Genomic DNA, 14,259 nt, shown 5'->3' on the forward strand with positions numbered 1-14,259 from the left:
GCCCCAGAAGCTAGGAAGACGACGGGCCCCGGATCGTCACCCCGCGGTGCCACTACCCCGGTACCACGAGCCCGCTCTCGTACGCCGCGATGACGGCCTGGGCGCGGTCGCGGAGCCCCAGTTTCATGAGCACGCGGCTCACGTGCGTCTTGACCGTCTGCTCGGCCAGCACGAGGTGCGCGGCGATCTCGGAGTTCGACAGGCCCTGCGCGACCAGCAGGAGGATCTCGGTCTCCCGTTCGGTCAGGACGGACAGCTGCGCGGGCCGGACGCGCTCACCGCGGCGCGACCTCACGAAGTCCTCGATCAGGCGCTTGGTGATCGACGGGGCCAGCAGCGCCTCCCCCGCGGCCACCACGCGGACGGCGCCCAGCAGCTCGCGGGCGGGTGCGTGCTTGAGCAGGAACCCGCTCGCGCCGGCCTGCAACGCGTCGTAGACGTAGTCGTCGAGGTCGAACGTGGTCAGCACGAGGACCTTGACGTCGTCCGACCCGTCCAGCAGCAGCCGGGTGGCGGTGAGCCCGTCCATCTCCGGCATGCGGATGTCCATCAGCACGACGTCGGGTTTGACCGTACGCGCCAACGCGACGCCCTGCACGCCGTTGCCCGCCGCGCCGACCACCTCGATGTCGTCCTGCGCGTCCAGCAGCGCGGAGAACCCTTCGCGCACCATCTCCTGGTCGTCCACCACGACCACCCTGATCACTTGTCCCCCAACGGAATTCTCGCCCTGACCAGGAACCCGCCGTCCTCGGTCGACTTCACGGTCAGCGTGCCACCGTGCACGGCCACGCGTTCCCGCATCCCCACCAGACCCTGCCCGCTGCCGCCACCCCTGGACGGTCCGCCCGCGGTGTTGCGCACCAGCACGTCCAGCCGGTCGCCGTCGCGGCGCACGTGGACGGACGCCCGGGAGCCGGGCGCGTGCCTGGTCGCGTTCGTGAGCGCCTCCTGCACGATCCGGTACGCGGTGAGGCCGACCGCCTCCGGAACGTCGTCCACGTCGACCTCGGCCGAGTCACCGGGCCTCGTCAGCTCCGGGATGCGGCTGATGCCGGGTTGCGGCTCGCGTTGCGCGACCTCCCCGTTGCTGCGCAGCACGCCCAGCAGCCGTTGCATGTCGGTGATCGCCTCACGCGCGGCCTCGCCGAGTTCGGCGAACTCCTTCTCCGCGTCCTCGCCCAGGCCGCTGAGCCGGTAGGGCGCGGTCTCGCACCTGACCACCACCATCGACATGTGGTGCGCCACCACGTCGTGCATCTCGCGCGCGATGCGGGCGCGTTCCTCGAGCGCGGCCTTGGCGTCCCGCTCCTCTTCGAGCTCGCGTTCCGCCCTGCCGCGCGCGCCGAAGAGGTACACCACGGTGCCGATGATCGGTACGAAGAACGCCATGTCCGCGGCCTGCGGCTCGGAGGCCACGACCACGCCCATGCTGACCAGCGTGGCGCTGATCACGATCGGCCGCGAGTAGAAGGCAGCGACTGCCACGAGAAGCGGGACCGCCGTCCAGTACTGGAAGGGGGCGGCTCCCTCACCGCCGCACAGCAGGCTCACCGGGTAGAACGTCAGCGCGGCCAGCCGCCAGGCGTGCAGGGGCGACCAGATCAGCAGCACGTACGGCACCACCGTCGCCAGGAAGATGACCACCCACCAGCCGTCGGAGTCCTCCTGGCGCACGTAGCCGGCACTCGCGACGACCGCCCACACGAAGGCGTAGACGATCAACGCCGCGTGCACCGGGATGCGCAGCCGACCGAGCGCCCTGGCCAGCACTCGGGTGCGGTCGGGCCCCAGAACGGTTCGGTACAGCGCGCGGAACACCAGCCGATGCTAGGTGGATCCGCGAATCCGCACAGTGACCTGCGGAGTGACATACCCCGGTATGACTCTGATCAAGATGGGGCATTGCGAACGCGTGACACCGCGCGGTAGGCAGTACCTGTGAAACCACCACAGGATCCAGATCGCTGGTCACGGCTCACCGCCGTGGCCGGTGAGGCGCTGGCTGCCGCCAGGGCCGGGGAAGACGCTGTGGCGGTGGACCTCGTGACCGGGTACCTCAGCGGGTCGCCCGAGGGCAACGAGGAGATCCGTGAGCTCGTGCTCCTGCTGTTCGCCGAGTGCAGCAGCATGGTGAGCGCGCTCGGCTCCGGCGGCGCGACCCCGGTGAAGATGCAGGTGTTCGACGAGGAGGGCAACGAGGTCCAGATCGACGACGCGGACCCGCCCGTGCGCACCGCGATCCGCGCGTTGCTGGCCGAGGTGCACGGCGACCAGGACGCGGCGTCGGAGCAGATCGAGATCGCCCTCGCCAACGGCCAGCCGCAGGAGCTCGCGACCGTGGTCCTGCAAGCCCTGCGGTGGACGTTGAAGCTGGCGATCGAGTGCGAGACGCGCGACCTGCCCGTCGCCTCGTGGATCACCGCGTCACTGGACGACCAACCCTGACGTGCAGCAGCGCGTCCACACCGTCCATCAGGTGCTGGTCGAGCGGGAAGTAGCCCATCTCCGGCCTCGTGTCGGTGCGGGTCGTGCCCCGCGGCTTGTCGGCGGTGACGCCCCAGGTGGTGAACCGGCCCTGCAGCTGCCCTTCGGGGGTCGCCCCGTCCGGCTCGCCCAGCCCGAAGGTGTCGTTGCGGCCGAGGGTGCCTCCGATGACCGTGTACCGGTCACCGAGGACCGGCGCCACGAGCGCGCCCGCGGAGAGCCACTCGACCCGTTCGCCCGCCATCTCCATCGAGCTGCCGGTGCGCTGCAGGTGGGCGTTGTGCGCGAACACGAACGTCGGGCCCTTCGCCGCCTCGGCGCGCCGGATCTCCAGCAGGTTCCGCGCCATCACGCCGTCGCGCATCTGGCACAGGCGGTTCAGGCGCACGCCCAGCGGGTTCGGTTCCGCGCACTCCCGGTGGTACTGCAGGAGGCTCAAACCGGCCGTCAGGTACGTCTCAGCGCGCGCCCACGCCTCGTCGGTGCTCTTCCGCTCGTGCAGCCGCATGAGCATCCCTGTGCCGATCTCACGCAGCCTGACGGCCTCCGCCGACCGCCCCGGTGACCGGGCGGGGTCCATGACGGCCTCGTCGCGGCCCCACTCCTCGTCGTCGACCGTGAGGTCCACGTCCTCGCCGAGGTAGTCGCGCGCGTGTTCGAGGTACGGGCGCGGGCTGGGCGCGCTGGCCGTCTCGGTCTGGAAGTCGAAGCCGTGGAACGACAGCTGCTCCTGCTGCGCTTTGTCCGAGTTGTACTCGCGCATCCACTGCACGAGCTCGCGGTTGGCGGGCCAGTTCTCGCCGAACGAGTGGGAGAAGCCCTCCTTCATGATCGTGTCGAGGTCGCCCGGTCCGCCGTGGACGAAGTCGTCGACGGCCAGCCCCCGGATCCGGCAGGACTCCAGCGCGATCGAGCGGAAGCCCAGACCCGCCAGCTGCTCGAACAGCTCGTTGCGGATCCACGTGTGGGCGTGTTCGAGGTGGGTCGGCTCGCCGAATCCCAGGAGCTCGGTGAAGGGGGTGATGAACTCGCGAATGTCCTGGCTCATGTGGTTCAACCGTAACATTGAAAGCTCCGTTGAAGCTTTCGCTCAGTTGGGGCTGGAACGAGCGGTTAAAGTCTCAACGTGCGCCCAGCTGACCTCGCCCGCGAGCACGGCATCTCGACCCAGGCGGTGCGCAACTACGAGCGGTCCGGGTTCCTCCCGCCCGCCGAGCGCACGCCGTCGGGCTACCGCGTTTACACCGAAGTCCACGCCGCCGCGTTGCGCGCGTTCGTCGCGTTGGTCCCGGCGTTCGGCCACCTCCGCGCGGGCCAGATCATGAACGCCGTGCACGCCGGCGCGGTCGACGACGTGCTGCTGGCCGTCGGCCGCGGTCACGAACAGCTCCTGCGCGACCGCGCGACGCTCGACTCGGTCAGCCGCGCCGTGCGGGACCTGGCCGACGTCGAACCGGTGCCGCGGCCGCGCTCGATCGGCGAGCTGGCCCGCCGCCTCGGCGTCACCCCGGCGACGCTGCGCTCGTGGGAGCAGGCCGGAATCCTCGTCCCGCCGAGGGAACCCACCGGCTACCGCGTGTTCCGCGCCGAGGACGTGCGCGACGCCGAGCTCGCCCACCTGCTGCGGCGCGGCGGCTACCCGCTGGCGCGCATCGCCCTGGTGGTCGAGCAGATCCGGACGGCGGGCGGCACCGGCTCGCTGGGTGCCGCCCTCGCCGACTGGCGCCGCCGCCTGAGAGCTCAAGGCCTCGCGATGCTCGCCGCCTCCGCCCGGCTCAACGAGTACCTGACCGCACGGGCACCAGCTCCGTGACGAGTGCGCCCACCTGCTCGCTCTCGATCAGGAACGCGTCGTGCCCGTACGGCGACTCGATCACCCTGAGCTCGTCGGCGCCGGGGATGCCCGCCGCCAGTTCCCGTTGCTGCGCCAAGGGGTAGAGCCGGTCCGAGTCCACGCCCGCGACGATCGTGCGCGCGGTGACCCGCCGCAACGCCGCCTGGACACCGCCCCGGCCGCGCCCGACGTCGTGCGAGTTCATCGCCTCGGTGAGCGTGACGTAGCTGGCCGCGTCGAACCTCCTGGTGAGCTTCGCCGCGTGGTGGTCCAGGTAGGACTCGACCTCGAACCGCCCGTCCTCCTGCTTCCTCCTGCCGAACCGGGCCTGCAACTCCTGCTCGCTGCGGTAGCTGATGTGCGCGATGCGGCGCGCGACTCCCAGCCCCTCGACGGGATCGGCCCTGATCGCGTGCACCTGGGCGGACGCGAGCGCGATCTGCTCCGCCGACGCCGCCGCCGTCGTCGCCAGCAACAGCAACGACTCCACCCGTTCAGGCCGGCTCACCGCCCACTCGACCGCGCGCATCCCGCCCATCGACCCGCCGAGCACCGCGGCCCACCGCTCGATGCCGAGGTGGTCGGCGAGGTGCACCTCGGCCGCGACCTGGTCGCGGATCGTGATGCCGGGGAACTCGGGGTGCTGCCAGGGCCCGGTGCTGCCCTGGCAGCCGCCCAGCACGTTCGGCGCGACCACGAACCACCCGTCGAGCGGCTTTCCCTCTCCCACCAGGTAGTTCCACCAGCCCGGCGTGGGGTGGCCCGGCTCCGCGCCCCCGGCGACGTGGCTGTCACCGGTGAGGGCGTGGAGCACGAGCACCGCGTTGGAGGCCTCCGCGTTCAAGGTCCCCCACGTCTCGTACGCGAGCTGGAAACCCGGCAGCCCCGCGAACGGCTCGGCGTGGCTGAACCACTTCCGCCGGCCGTTCGGGTCGCCGAAGCGCCAGCCGCCCACTACAGCTCGGACTTCGCCGCGGTGAAGCCCGCCTCCAGGTCCGCCTTGAGGTCCTCGAGCCCCTCCAGCCCGACCGAGAGGCGCACCAGACCGGGCGTGACACCCGTGACGAGCTGCTCCTCCGGCGAGAGCTGGCTGTGCGTCGTCGAAGCCGGGTGCACGATCAGCGACCGCACGTCACCGATGTTCACCAGCTGGCTGAACAGGCTCGTGCCGTCCACGAACGCCCGCCCCGCCGCGACCCCGCCGCGCAGCTCGAAGCTGACGACCGCGCCGGCGCCCTTCGGCAGGTACTTCCGCGCGTTGGCGTGGAACGGCGACGACGGCAGGCCCGCGTAGTGGACCTTCTCGACCTCGTCGCGCCCTTCCAGCCACTCGGCGAGCGCTTGCGCGTTCTGCACGTGCCGCTCGACGCGCAGCGACAGCGTCTCGATGCCCTGGATCACCAGGAAGCTGGTCAGCGGGGCGATGGCCGCGCCCGTGTCCCGCAGCCCCTGCACCCGCAGCTTGGCCGCGAAGGACCCGTGCCCGAGCACCGGCCAGTACCGCAACCCGTTGTAGCTGGGGTCGGGCTCGTGGAAGTCGGGGAACTTCTCGGCGCCGTACTCGAACTTGCCGCCGTCGACGACCACACCGGCGATGGCCGTGCCGTGTCCGCCCAGGTACTTCGTGGCGGAGTGGATGACGATGTCCGCGCCGTGCTCCAACGGCCGCAGCAGATAGGGCGTGGGCACCGTGTTGTCGACGATCAGCGGCACCTGGTTCGCGTGCGCGACCCCGGCGACGCCCTCGACGTCGAGCACGTGGCTGCGCGGGTTCGCGAGCGTCTCGCCGAAGAACAGCTTGGTGTTCGGCCGCACCGCGGCCTGCCACGCGTCCAGGTCGTCGGGATCGTCCACGAAGGACACCTCGATGCCCAGCTTCGGCAACGTGTAGTGGAACAGGTTGTACGTGCCGCCGTACAACGAGGCGCTGGACACGAGGTGGTCCCCGGCCCGGGCGAGATTCAGGATCGCCGCCGTCCCGGCAGCCGACCCGGACGCGAAGGCAACGGCCGCCACGCCCCCTTCGAGGGCGGCGACCCGCTGCTCCAGGACGTCCTGCGTGGGGTTGTTGATGCGCGTGTAGATGTGCCCGGGCTCGGCGAGCGCGAACAGGTCCGCACCGTGCTGCGTGTCCCGGAAGACGTAGGAGGTGGTCTGGTAGATCGGCGTGGCGCGAGCGCCGGTGGCCGGGTCGGGCGCGGCGCCCGCGTGGATCTGCGTCGTCTCAAAGGACCAGGACATGGCTGTGCTCCAGAACGTTCGCTGATTGCTGGGGGGAGGGCCGGGATCAACGAGAGCAACGACAGGCCATGCTGGTGACGCGCACGTAATCGACGTGGCGTCGGCTAACCAGCGGCATGGTCATGGTCGACGAATGTAAGGGTCCACATGGTCCTGTGGACACCCCGTCCAACAGGTGAGACCGCATAGGCTGATCGCATGCGCACAGCTCTCGTCGGCTACGGACTAGGTGGGGCGGCCTTCCACGCCCCGTTCATCGAGGCAACCGAAGGCCTGGAACTCTCGGCCGTCGTCACCTCGAACCCCCGGCGCCAGGCAGAGGTGGCCGATCGCTACCCCGGTGCCCGCCTGCTGTCCTCCCTCGACGAGGTCTGGACCGGCGACTTCGACCTGGTCGTCATCACGACCCCGAACCGCTTCCACGCGACCCACGCCCGCCAAGTCCTCGAACACGGCCTCAACGTCGTCGTCGACAAGCCCTTCGCGGGCTCGGCGATGGAAGCGAGAGCCCTGGCCTCGATCGCGGCCGCACGCGGCCTGATGCTCGTCCCGTTCCACAACCGCCGCTGGGACGGCGACTTCCTGACGGTCCGCCGCCTCCTCGCCGACAACGCCCTGGGCAAGGTCCACAGGTTCGAGTCCCGCTTCGAGCGCTACCGCCCGGAGATCAAGTCCTCGTGGAAGGAATCCGGCGACCCGGCCGACCTCGGCAGCATCCTCTTCGACCTCGGCACCCACCTCGTGGACCAGTCCGTGGCCCTCTTCGGCCGCCCGACGTCGGTCCACGCGGAAATCGCCACCGTCCGCCCCGGCGCCAAGACGGACGACGACGTCTTCCTCTCCCTGCAGCACGAGGGCGGCGTCCGCTCCCACCTCTGGATGAGCGCACTGGCAGCAGACCTGGGTCCGCGCTTCCGCGTGCTGGGCCACGACGCCGCCTACGTGAAGTACGGCATGGACCCCCAGGAAGACCGCCTCAAAGCAGGCGACACCCCGGCCGGTCCGGGCTGGGGCGAAGAACCCGAGTCGGCCTGGGGCACCCTCGGCGGCCGGCCCCACCGCACAGAACCAGGCGCCTACCAGGCCTTCTACGCAGCAGTAGCCGCAGGCGAGGCCCCCGTCTCACCCCAGGACGCGGTCACGGGCCTGGAGGTCATCGAGGCAGCCAAGCAATCCGCCGCGACAGGCGACTCCGTCCGCCTCTGACCCCGCGCACGCTCGCAGGGGTCCCCTTCGGACTCGGGGCGAGGCGGAATGGCACGGGGCCGCAGGCGAGCAACGCTGAGGACGGACCACCGCGAAGCCGAAGGCGAGCCGTCTTTCCAGGACCCTCCGGGTGGGGTGGCTTCGTCACGAGTCGTGACACCCCTCCCTTGGTGTGGCCCGCTCTTGGCTCGACTTGTGACGAAGCCACCCCACCAACGCAACCACCAACGCAACAGCAAGCCGCCCAACGCACCAGGCGTGCCATCAACCCGCGACCGGCGCCGGCCCGGCTTCAGATCAGATCGGCGGGGTCCGGGGCGGAGCCCCGAGCAACCCCACCTCAAGCCCCACCCCCTCGAACCAACGGCGGATGCAACGCGGAAGCCGCCCCTCGCCGGTACAAAGCGGCCGGCCGTCCCCCGTCCCGGGAGGTGCTCCCGCCGGTCGCCTCCAGCAACCCCTCCACCCCGGTCACCTTCCGGTGGAAGTTGCGGGCGTCCAGCGTCACCCCCCAGACCACCTCGTAGACCCGCCGCAGCTCGGCCACCGTGAACTCGGCGGGGCAGAACTCGGTCCCCAGCGGCGTGTACTCCAGCTTGGCCCGGGCCCGCTCCACCCCGTCCGCGAGGATCACCGAGTGGTCGAAGGCCAGCGACGACACCTCCGCCACCGGAACCCAGGACGCCGCCGCGGCATCGGTCCCGGCCACCGGCACGGGCAGATCCGGCGCCAACGCCAGGTAGGCGACGGAGACGACCCGCATCCGGGGATCCCGCCGAGGCTCCCCGTAGGTCCCCAGCTGCTCGAGGTGCAGCCCGGACACCCCGGTCTCCTCGACCAGCTCGCGAGCGGCGGCGGCATTCACCGACTCGCTGACCCGCACGAACCCGCCGGGCAACGCCCACCGCCCCCGGAACGGCGCCTCCCCCCTCCTGACCAGCAGCGCGCACAGCGCGTCAGCCCGCACGGTCAGCACCACGAGGTCGACCGTCACCGCGAAGGGAGGGAAATCACTTGGCGAGTACACAACGCAGAGCATAGGCTTATCGTCAGATCGACGAAAACCAGGCGACCCCGACGAGCCCACCCGGCGAACCGGTCCCCGCCGGACCGGACCCGAACAGGAGCCCAACCCCCCATGGCCGACATCAGCACCTACCCCGGACTCCGCCACCTCAGAGGAGCACCCACCGTCCACATCAGACACGTCAGGAACGGCCAGGTGGTCCACGAGGGCACCGGCCTGAGCTTCTGGTTCCGCCCCAGGACCGCCGTCCTGAGCGAGGTCCCGGTGGACGACCGCGAGCTGCCGATGCTCTTCCACGCCCGGACGCACGACTACCAGGACGTCACGGTGCAGCTGACCGTCACCTACCGCTGCACCGACCCGGAGGTCGCGACCAGCAGGATCGACTTTTCGATCGACCCCGACACCGGCACCTGGCGGCAGGACCCGCTGAGCCAGATCGCGAACACCCTCACCGAAAGCACCCAGCAGCACGCTCTCGAGATCCTCGGCACGCTGGACCTCGACACCGCCATCCGCACCGGTGTCGAACGCGTCAAGCTCAGCGTCACCGAGAACCTGACCGCGCACCACATCGGCCTGGAGATCATCGACGTCCGCGTGGTCGCCATCCGGCCGGACGCCGACCTCGAGAAGGCGCTCCGGACCACCGTCCGCGAGAAGGTCCAGCAGGAGGCGGACAAGGCCACCTACGAGCGCCGGGCGATGGCCGTCGAGCGGGAGCGGGCGATCAGCGAGAACGAGCTGCAGAACCAGATCGAGCTCGCCAAGCGCGAGGAACTGCTTGTGGTGCAACGAGGTGCGAACGCGCTCAGGAAGGCGGAGGACAACGCCAGGGCGAGCCGCATCGCCGACGACGTCAAGGCCGAGGGCATCCGCAAGCTCGCCGAGGCCGAGGCCGCCGGCGAGAAGGCACGTCTCGACGCCTACCGGGACGTCCCGCAGGAGACGCTGTACGCGCTGGCCGCCAAGGAGCTCGCCGGCAACCTGCCCGAGATCGGCAGCATCACGCTGACCCCGGACATCGTCCAGCCGATCCTGCAGCGGCTCGCGCGATGAGCCTCGCTCCGCGAATCGTGCTGGTGCACCGGCGCACCGAACTGACAGAGTTGCTGGCACGACACGGCACGCGGGGGCAGGTCGAGTTCTTCCTGAAGTCCCGCGGCAGGACCCTGGACGAGGTGGTGGACCGTGACCAGCAGACCCGCAGGGCGCTGGGAGACGTCAGCTCCGCGATCCCGCTGGACTGGCGCCGCGGCGCGGTCGAGAGGGAAGACCTGTCGCGGTTCCTGTTCGCGCCCGAGGACGTAGTCGTCGTCGTGGGGCAGGACGGGCTGGTCGCGAACGTCGCCAAGTACCTCGACGGCCAGCCCGTGATCGGCATCAACCCGGACCGGGGCGTGCTCGCGAAGCACTCCCCCGCGGATGCCGCGGAACTGTTGCACAGCACGGGGAACACCGAGGACCGCACGATGGTCGAGGCGCGGTCGGACGACGGGCAGACCCTCCACGCGCTCAACGAGGTCTACGTCGGTCACCCCGGCCACCAGACGAGCCGCTACCGCGTCCTGGGCGAACGCCAGGCCTCGTCCGGAATCCTCGTCGGCACCGGCACGGGCGCGACGGGCTGGTGCAGTTCGGCCCACCGCGAGCGGAAGAGCACGCTCGCGCTGCCGGGCCCGGCGGAACGCAGGCTCGTTTGGTTCGTGCGGGAGGCCTGGCCGTCGCCGGGCACCGGCGTCGAGCGCACCGAGGGCGAGATCACCGACCGGCCGCTTGACGTCGAGGTCGAGTCCGACGGGCTGGTGGCGTTCGGCGACGGCATCGAGAGCGACGCGCTGCGACTGGGCTGGGGCCAGCGGCTGAGCATCGGGCTCGCCGCACGCCGGCTCCGCCTGGTGCGCTGAACCGCGCCGCCCGGGGCACCCCGTTCGAGTCAACGGCAAGCGGCCTTCCCGCACCCCGCGTCATCGTTCCAGCCTGGTCGAGGGATTGACACTGCGCAGTGGTCCGGTCACCCTTCGTCCTACGTTCCTACTCTTCGGTAACGAGGTAGCAATGACGCGCCGAGTGACTGTTGTTTCCCTGCTCACGGCCCTTTTCGCGGCCCTGCTGGCTCCGCACGCCCACGCCGCCCCGCAGTACCGGAACTACGTCTCGCTCGGGGACTCGTTCGTGTCCGGTCCGTTCATCCCGTTGCAGCGGCTCGACCCGTTGAGCTGCTTCAAGTCCACGCAGAACTACCCGTCCGTCCTCGCGAAGAGGCTCGGCATCGCGAACTTCACCGACATCTCCTGCGGTGGCGCCCAGACCAAGGACATGGCGGGCGTGCAGAGCGGCGTCCCCGGCCAGTCCGTGCCGCAGTTCTCCGCCCTGAAAGCCGACACCGACCTCGTCACCATCTCCATCGGCGGCAACGACATCGGCTTCTCCGACATCATCCTGACCTGCGCCGGCAAGAGCGTGCTCGACCCGAACGGCGCTCCCTGCGAGGCGACCTACGGCGACGAGCTCGCCCAGCGCGTCGACGCCACCGCCGCCAAGGTGGCCGCCGTGCTCGCCGGCATCAAGCAGCGCAGCCCCGGCGCGAAGGTCGTGGTCGTCGGCTACCTGCGCATCCTGCCGCCGTCCGGCGGGTGCTGGCCGGTCGTGCCGATCTCCAGGGGCGACGTGCCGTACCTCGACACCGTGCAGCAGCGGCTCAACGGAATGCTCGGCGCCCAGGCGAAGGCCGCCGGTGCCACGTTCGTGAACCCCTACGACATCAGCCTCGGTCGCGACACGTGCGCGGCGCCGTGGGACAAGTGGGTCGAGGGCATCATCCCGACCAGCCCCGCGTTCCCGGTTCACCCGAACGCCAAGGGCATGGCCGCGGTCGGTGACCAGGTGGCGAAGGCGCTCGCCGGGACGGAGTCCGCGGGCGTCTAGTTGCACGGAGTTCCGACGGTTTACACGATCCGGTGTTACCGCTCGGTTGTATGGAACCGCGGGTCCTCGCCGCGCCACAGTGGTGGCATGGCAAGGACCCGACTTCTGTTTGCCTGTCTCGCGCTCGCCGCACCGCTCGTCCCCGCGACGGCCCAGGCGGCACCCCTGACAGCACTGCTCCCCGCTTCCGGCCTGACGCTGTCGGTGCAGCCGGAGAGGGGCACCATCAGCACCACGCAGCTGAACTGCGAGCCCGCGGGCGGTGTGCACCGCCACGCCCAGCAGGCGTGCGACCAGCTCGTGCCCGTCGAAGGCGACTTCCGCAAGCTGCGGGAGGTCGGCGCGATGTGCACGATGGAGCTCAACCCCACGAAGGCGACGCTGCGCGGCAAGTGGCGCACCAAGAGGATCGACTTCCAGCAGGTGTACTCGAACCCGTGCGTGCTGCGCGCGAACACCGGCAAGGTCTTCGACTTCTGACCCCCTGACCGCGTCACCGGTGTTCCAGCGCACCGCCGTCGCGCTGGAACGCCGGTGGCGTTCAGCTCCCAGCACCTAGGCTGCGGAGCATGGGGGACTTCCTGGTCTACACGATCGGTTTTCCGGTCACGTTCGTACTGCTCGTCCTGGGCATGGCCCTGGCGGCGCGCAGGATCCTCGGCCTGCGCATCGGCCTGGTCCGCACGGCGCTGGCCTGCCTGCTGGCCATGTCCGCCGCCCGCGGCGCCTTCGGCGAGACGAGCACCGAGCCGTCCGCCGGGCTGGTGACGCTCCAACTCGGACTGTCCGTCCTCGCCGTGATCGCCCTGCTGGCGTTCGCGGAGATCGTCGTCCCGACCGGCTCGATCCCGCCTCCCACCGAGTGGTGGGGCATGGCGCGGCGCCGGATCGCGCGGACCCGGCGGTACTCGCGGATCACCGCGATCGCGTTCCGCCACGGCCTCGGTCCCTACCTGCGCGGCCGCGAACGGACCGCCACGGGCCTCTCCCGCTCGCTGCGGCTCGCGTTGCAGGACGCGGGCGTGACGTTCGTGAAGCTCGGGCAGGTGCTGTCGACGCGCGCCGACCTGCTGCCCCAGGACTTCGTCGACGAGCTGAGCCTGCTGCAGGACAAGGTGCCGCCGGCCGGGTGGGACGACGTCAGGGCGGTGCTCGACGCCGAGGTCGGGCTCGACGCGTTCCTCGAGGTCGATCCGGAACCGCTGGCGGCGGCGTCGATCGCGCAGGTGCACCGGGCCGTGCTCAAGTCCGGCGCCGAGGTCGTCGTGAAGGTGCAAAGGCCCGATGTGCGCGCTACGGCCGAGGGCGACCTGGACATCGTGTCCCGGCTGGCCGAGACGCTGCACCGCACGCGCTGGGGCGCGGCGCTCGGCGTGCGGGACCTGGCGGCGGGCTTCGCGGCCGCGTTGCGCGAGGAGCTCGACTTCAAGATCGAGGCCCGCAACATCACGGCCGTCGCGGCGGCCTCGGACTCGTCGGTCGGACTCCCCCACGTCCACCTGTCGACCTCCCGCGTGCTCGTCATGGACCGGCTCGACGGCGTGCCGTTGCGCGGCGCCGCCGAGGACGAGGGCCTCGCGCGGACGTTGCTGCGGTTCGTGCTGCGCCAGGTGATGCTCGACGGCGTCTTCCACGCCGACCCGCACCCCGGCAACGTCCTGCTGCTGAACGACGGGCGGCTCGGCCTGCTCGACTTCGGCTCGGTCGGGCGGATCGACTCCGCGCTGCGCTCGGCGTTGCAACGCCTGCTGCTCGCGATCGACCGCGGCGACCCGGCGGGCCTCACCGACGCGCTGCTGGAGCTGACCTCACGGCCCGAGGACATCGACGAGCAACGGCTGGAGCGCGCGCTCGGCCAGTTCATGGCCCGCCACCTCGGCGCGGGCATGCGTCCGGACGTGGAGATGTTCGGCGACCTGTTCCTGATCGTGTCGCGGTTCGGTCTGAGCATCCCGCCGGAGATCGCGGCGGTCTTCCGTGCCCTCGCCACCCTGGAGGGCACCCTGGCGGTGCTCGCGCCGGACTTCAACATCGTGGTCGAGTCGCGGGCGTTCGCCGCCGAGCAGATCTCCGAACGGCTCACGCCGGAGTCGGTGCGGCGGACGATGGCCGAGGAGCTCCAGGCGGTGCTGCCGATGCTGCGCCGCCTGCCGAGGCGCGTCGACCGGATCACCGGCGCGATGGAGCAGGGACGCCTGAGCATGTCGATGAGGCTGTTCGCGGACGAACGCGACCGGATGTTCGTCACGGGCCTGCTGCACCAGGTCATGCTGACCGTGCTGGGCGCGACCGCGGGTGTGATGGCGGTGCTGCTGCTCGGCTCCTCCGGCGGGCCGCGGATCTCCCAGGACATCGGCCTCTACCAGGTGCTGGGCTACAACCTGCTGATCATCAGCGTGCTGCTCGGCCTGCGCGTGGTCGTCACGGTGTTCCGGCCCCGGTCCTAGATGTACCTGGCCAACACGTTGGTGACGGTGTGTCGGCTTGATCATGGGTGAGGCCTCCGGGTGCGGTGGTGATTGCGAAGTCAGTCACC

14 protein-coding genes are annotated in these 14,259 nt (G+C 70.6%); 8 read left to right on the forward strand and 6 right to left on the reverse strand.

Annotated elements, in window-relative coordinates:
- Window positions 1-52: 52 nt before the first annotated feature.
- Window positions 53-706, reverse strand: coding sequence for a response regulator transcription factor (locus tag L6E10_RS25600; RefSeq protein ID WP_236222147.1), 654 nt, complete (start codon window positions 704-706; stop codon window positions 53-55).
- The gene (locus tag L6E10_RS25605; protein ID WP_236222149.1) at window positions 703-1,821 is read right to left on the reverse strand and encodes a sensor histidine kinase; all 1,119 of its coding nucleotides are present in this window, start codon (window positions 1,819-1,821) and stop codon (window positions 703-705) included. The genes L6E10_RS25600 and L6E10_RS25605 overlap by 4 nt, the downstream gene beginning before the upstream one ends.
- A gap of 120 nt (window positions 1,822-1,941) precedes the next feature.
- Here L6E10_RS25605 and L6E10_RS25610 point away from each other — a divergent pair, with 120 nt between their 5' ends.
- Window positions 1,942-2,448 carry a hypothetical protein gene (locus L6E10_RS25610; RefSeq protein ID WP_191301702.1) on the forward strand — a complete coding sequence of 169 codons (507 nt, stop codon included), beginning with the start codon at window positions 1,942-1,944 and terminating at the stop codon, window positions 2,446-2,448.
- Here L6E10_RS25610 and L6E10_RS25615 read toward each other — a convergent pair.
- Complete coding sequence (locus tag L6E10_RS25615) at window positions 2,420-3,535, reverse strand: erythromycin esterase family protein (protein ID WP_275677025.1); 1,116 nt, start codon at window positions 3,533-3,535, stop codon at window positions 2,420-2,422. The two genes, L6E10_RS25610 and L6E10_RS25615, sit on opposite strands and share 29 nt — an antisense overlap.
- Before the next feature lie 78 nt (window positions 3,536-3,613).
- Between L6E10_RS25615 and L6E10_RS25620 the strand changes: the two genes are divergently transcribed.
- Window positions 3,614-4,300: a TioE family transcriptional regulator gene (locus L6E10_RS25620; protein ID WP_236222153.1), complete on the forward strand. Its 687-nt coding sequence runs from the start codon at window positions 3,614-3,616 to the stop codon at window positions 4,298-4,300.
- Here L6E10_RS25620 and L6E10_RS25625 read toward each other — a convergent pair.
- Together L6E10_RS25625 and L6E10_RS25630 are read right to left on the reverse strand one after the other, a co-directional pair.
- Entirely contained in the window at window positions 4,263-5,276 is a 1,014-nt protein-coding gene (locus L6E10_RS25625) for a homoserine O-acetyltransferase (protein WP_236222155.1), read from the reverse strand. The genes L6E10_RS25620 and L6E10_RS25625 overlap by 38 nt on opposite strands.
- On the reverse strand, window positions 5,276-6,562 hold the full coding sequence (locus L6E10_RS25630; RefSeq protein WP_236222157.1) for a bifunctional o-acetylhomoserine/o-acetylserine sulfhydrylase: 1,287 nt from the start codon (window positions 6,560-6,562) through the stop codon (window positions 5,276-5,278). The genes L6E10_RS25625 and L6E10_RS25630 overlap by 1 nt, the downstream gene beginning before the upstream one ends.
- 198 nt (window positions 6,563-6,760) lie before the next feature.
- Between L6E10_RS25630 and L6E10_RS25635 the strand changes: the two genes are divergently transcribed.
- Window positions 6,761-7,768 carry a Gfo/Idh/MocA family oxidoreductase gene (locus tag L6E10_RS25635; RefSeq protein ID WP_236222159.1) on the forward strand — a complete coding sequence of 336 codons (1,008 nt, stop codon included), beginning with the start codon at window positions 6,761-6,763 and terminating at the stop codon, window positions 7,766-7,768.
- A gap of 340 nt (window positions 7,769-8,108) precedes the next feature.
- Here the strand turns inward: L6E10_RS25635 and L6E10_RS25640 are convergent, their stop codons facing one another.
- On the reverse strand, window positions 8,109-8,807 hold the full coding sequence (locus tag L6E10_RS25640) for an NUDIX domain-containing protein (RefSeq protein WP_236222161.1): 699 nt from the start codon (window positions 8,805-8,807) through the stop codon (window positions 8,109-8,111).
- A 99-nt stretch (window positions 8,808-8,906) separates the two neighbouring features.
- On the opposite strand from L6E10_RS25640, the gene L6E10_RS25645 reads away from it, so the two are divergent.
- From L6E10_RS25645 to L6E10_RS25665, 5 genes are all read left to right on the forward strand, one after another.
- Window positions 8,907-9,854, forward strand: coding sequence for an SPFH domain-containing protein (locus L6E10_RS25645; RefSeq protein ID WP_236222163.1), 948 nt, complete (start codon window positions 8,907-8,909; stop codon window positions 9,852-9,854).
- Entirely contained in the window at window positions 9,851-10,702 is an 852-nt protein-coding gene (locus tag L6E10_RS25650) for a hypothetical protein (protein WP_236222165.1), read from the forward strand. Before L6E10_RS25645 ends, L6E10_RS25650 begins: the two co-directional genes overlap by 4 nt.
- Before the next feature lie 151 nt (window positions 10,703-10,853).
- Window positions 10,854-11,723: an SGNH/GDSL hydrolase family protein gene (locus L6E10_RS25655; RefSeq protein ID WP_236222167.1), complete on the forward strand. Its 870-nt coding sequence runs from the start codon at window positions 10,854-10,856 to the stop codon at window positions 11,721-11,723.
- A gap of 87 nt (window positions 11,724-11,810) precedes the next feature.
- Complete coding sequence (locus tag L6E10_RS25660) at window positions 11,811-12,203, forward strand: SSI family serine proteinase inhibitor (protein ID WP_236222169.1); 393 nt, start codon at window positions 11,811-11,813, stop codon at window positions 12,201-12,203.
- A gap of 89 nt (window positions 12,204-12,292) precedes the next feature.
- Window positions 12,293-14,170, forward strand: coding sequence for an AarF/ABC1/UbiB kinase family protein (locus tag L6E10_RS25665; RefSeq protein ID WP_236222170.1), 1,878 nt, complete (start codon window positions 12,293-12,295; stop codon window positions 14,168-14,170).
- Window positions 14,171-14,259 lie beyond the last annotated feature (89 nt).

It is taken from the genome of Lentzea sp. CC55 (genome assembly GCF_021056325.1).
Taxonomy (GTDB): Bacteria; Actinomycetota; Actinomycetes; order Mycobacteriales; family Pseudonocardiaceae; genus Lentzea; species Lentzea jiangxiensis.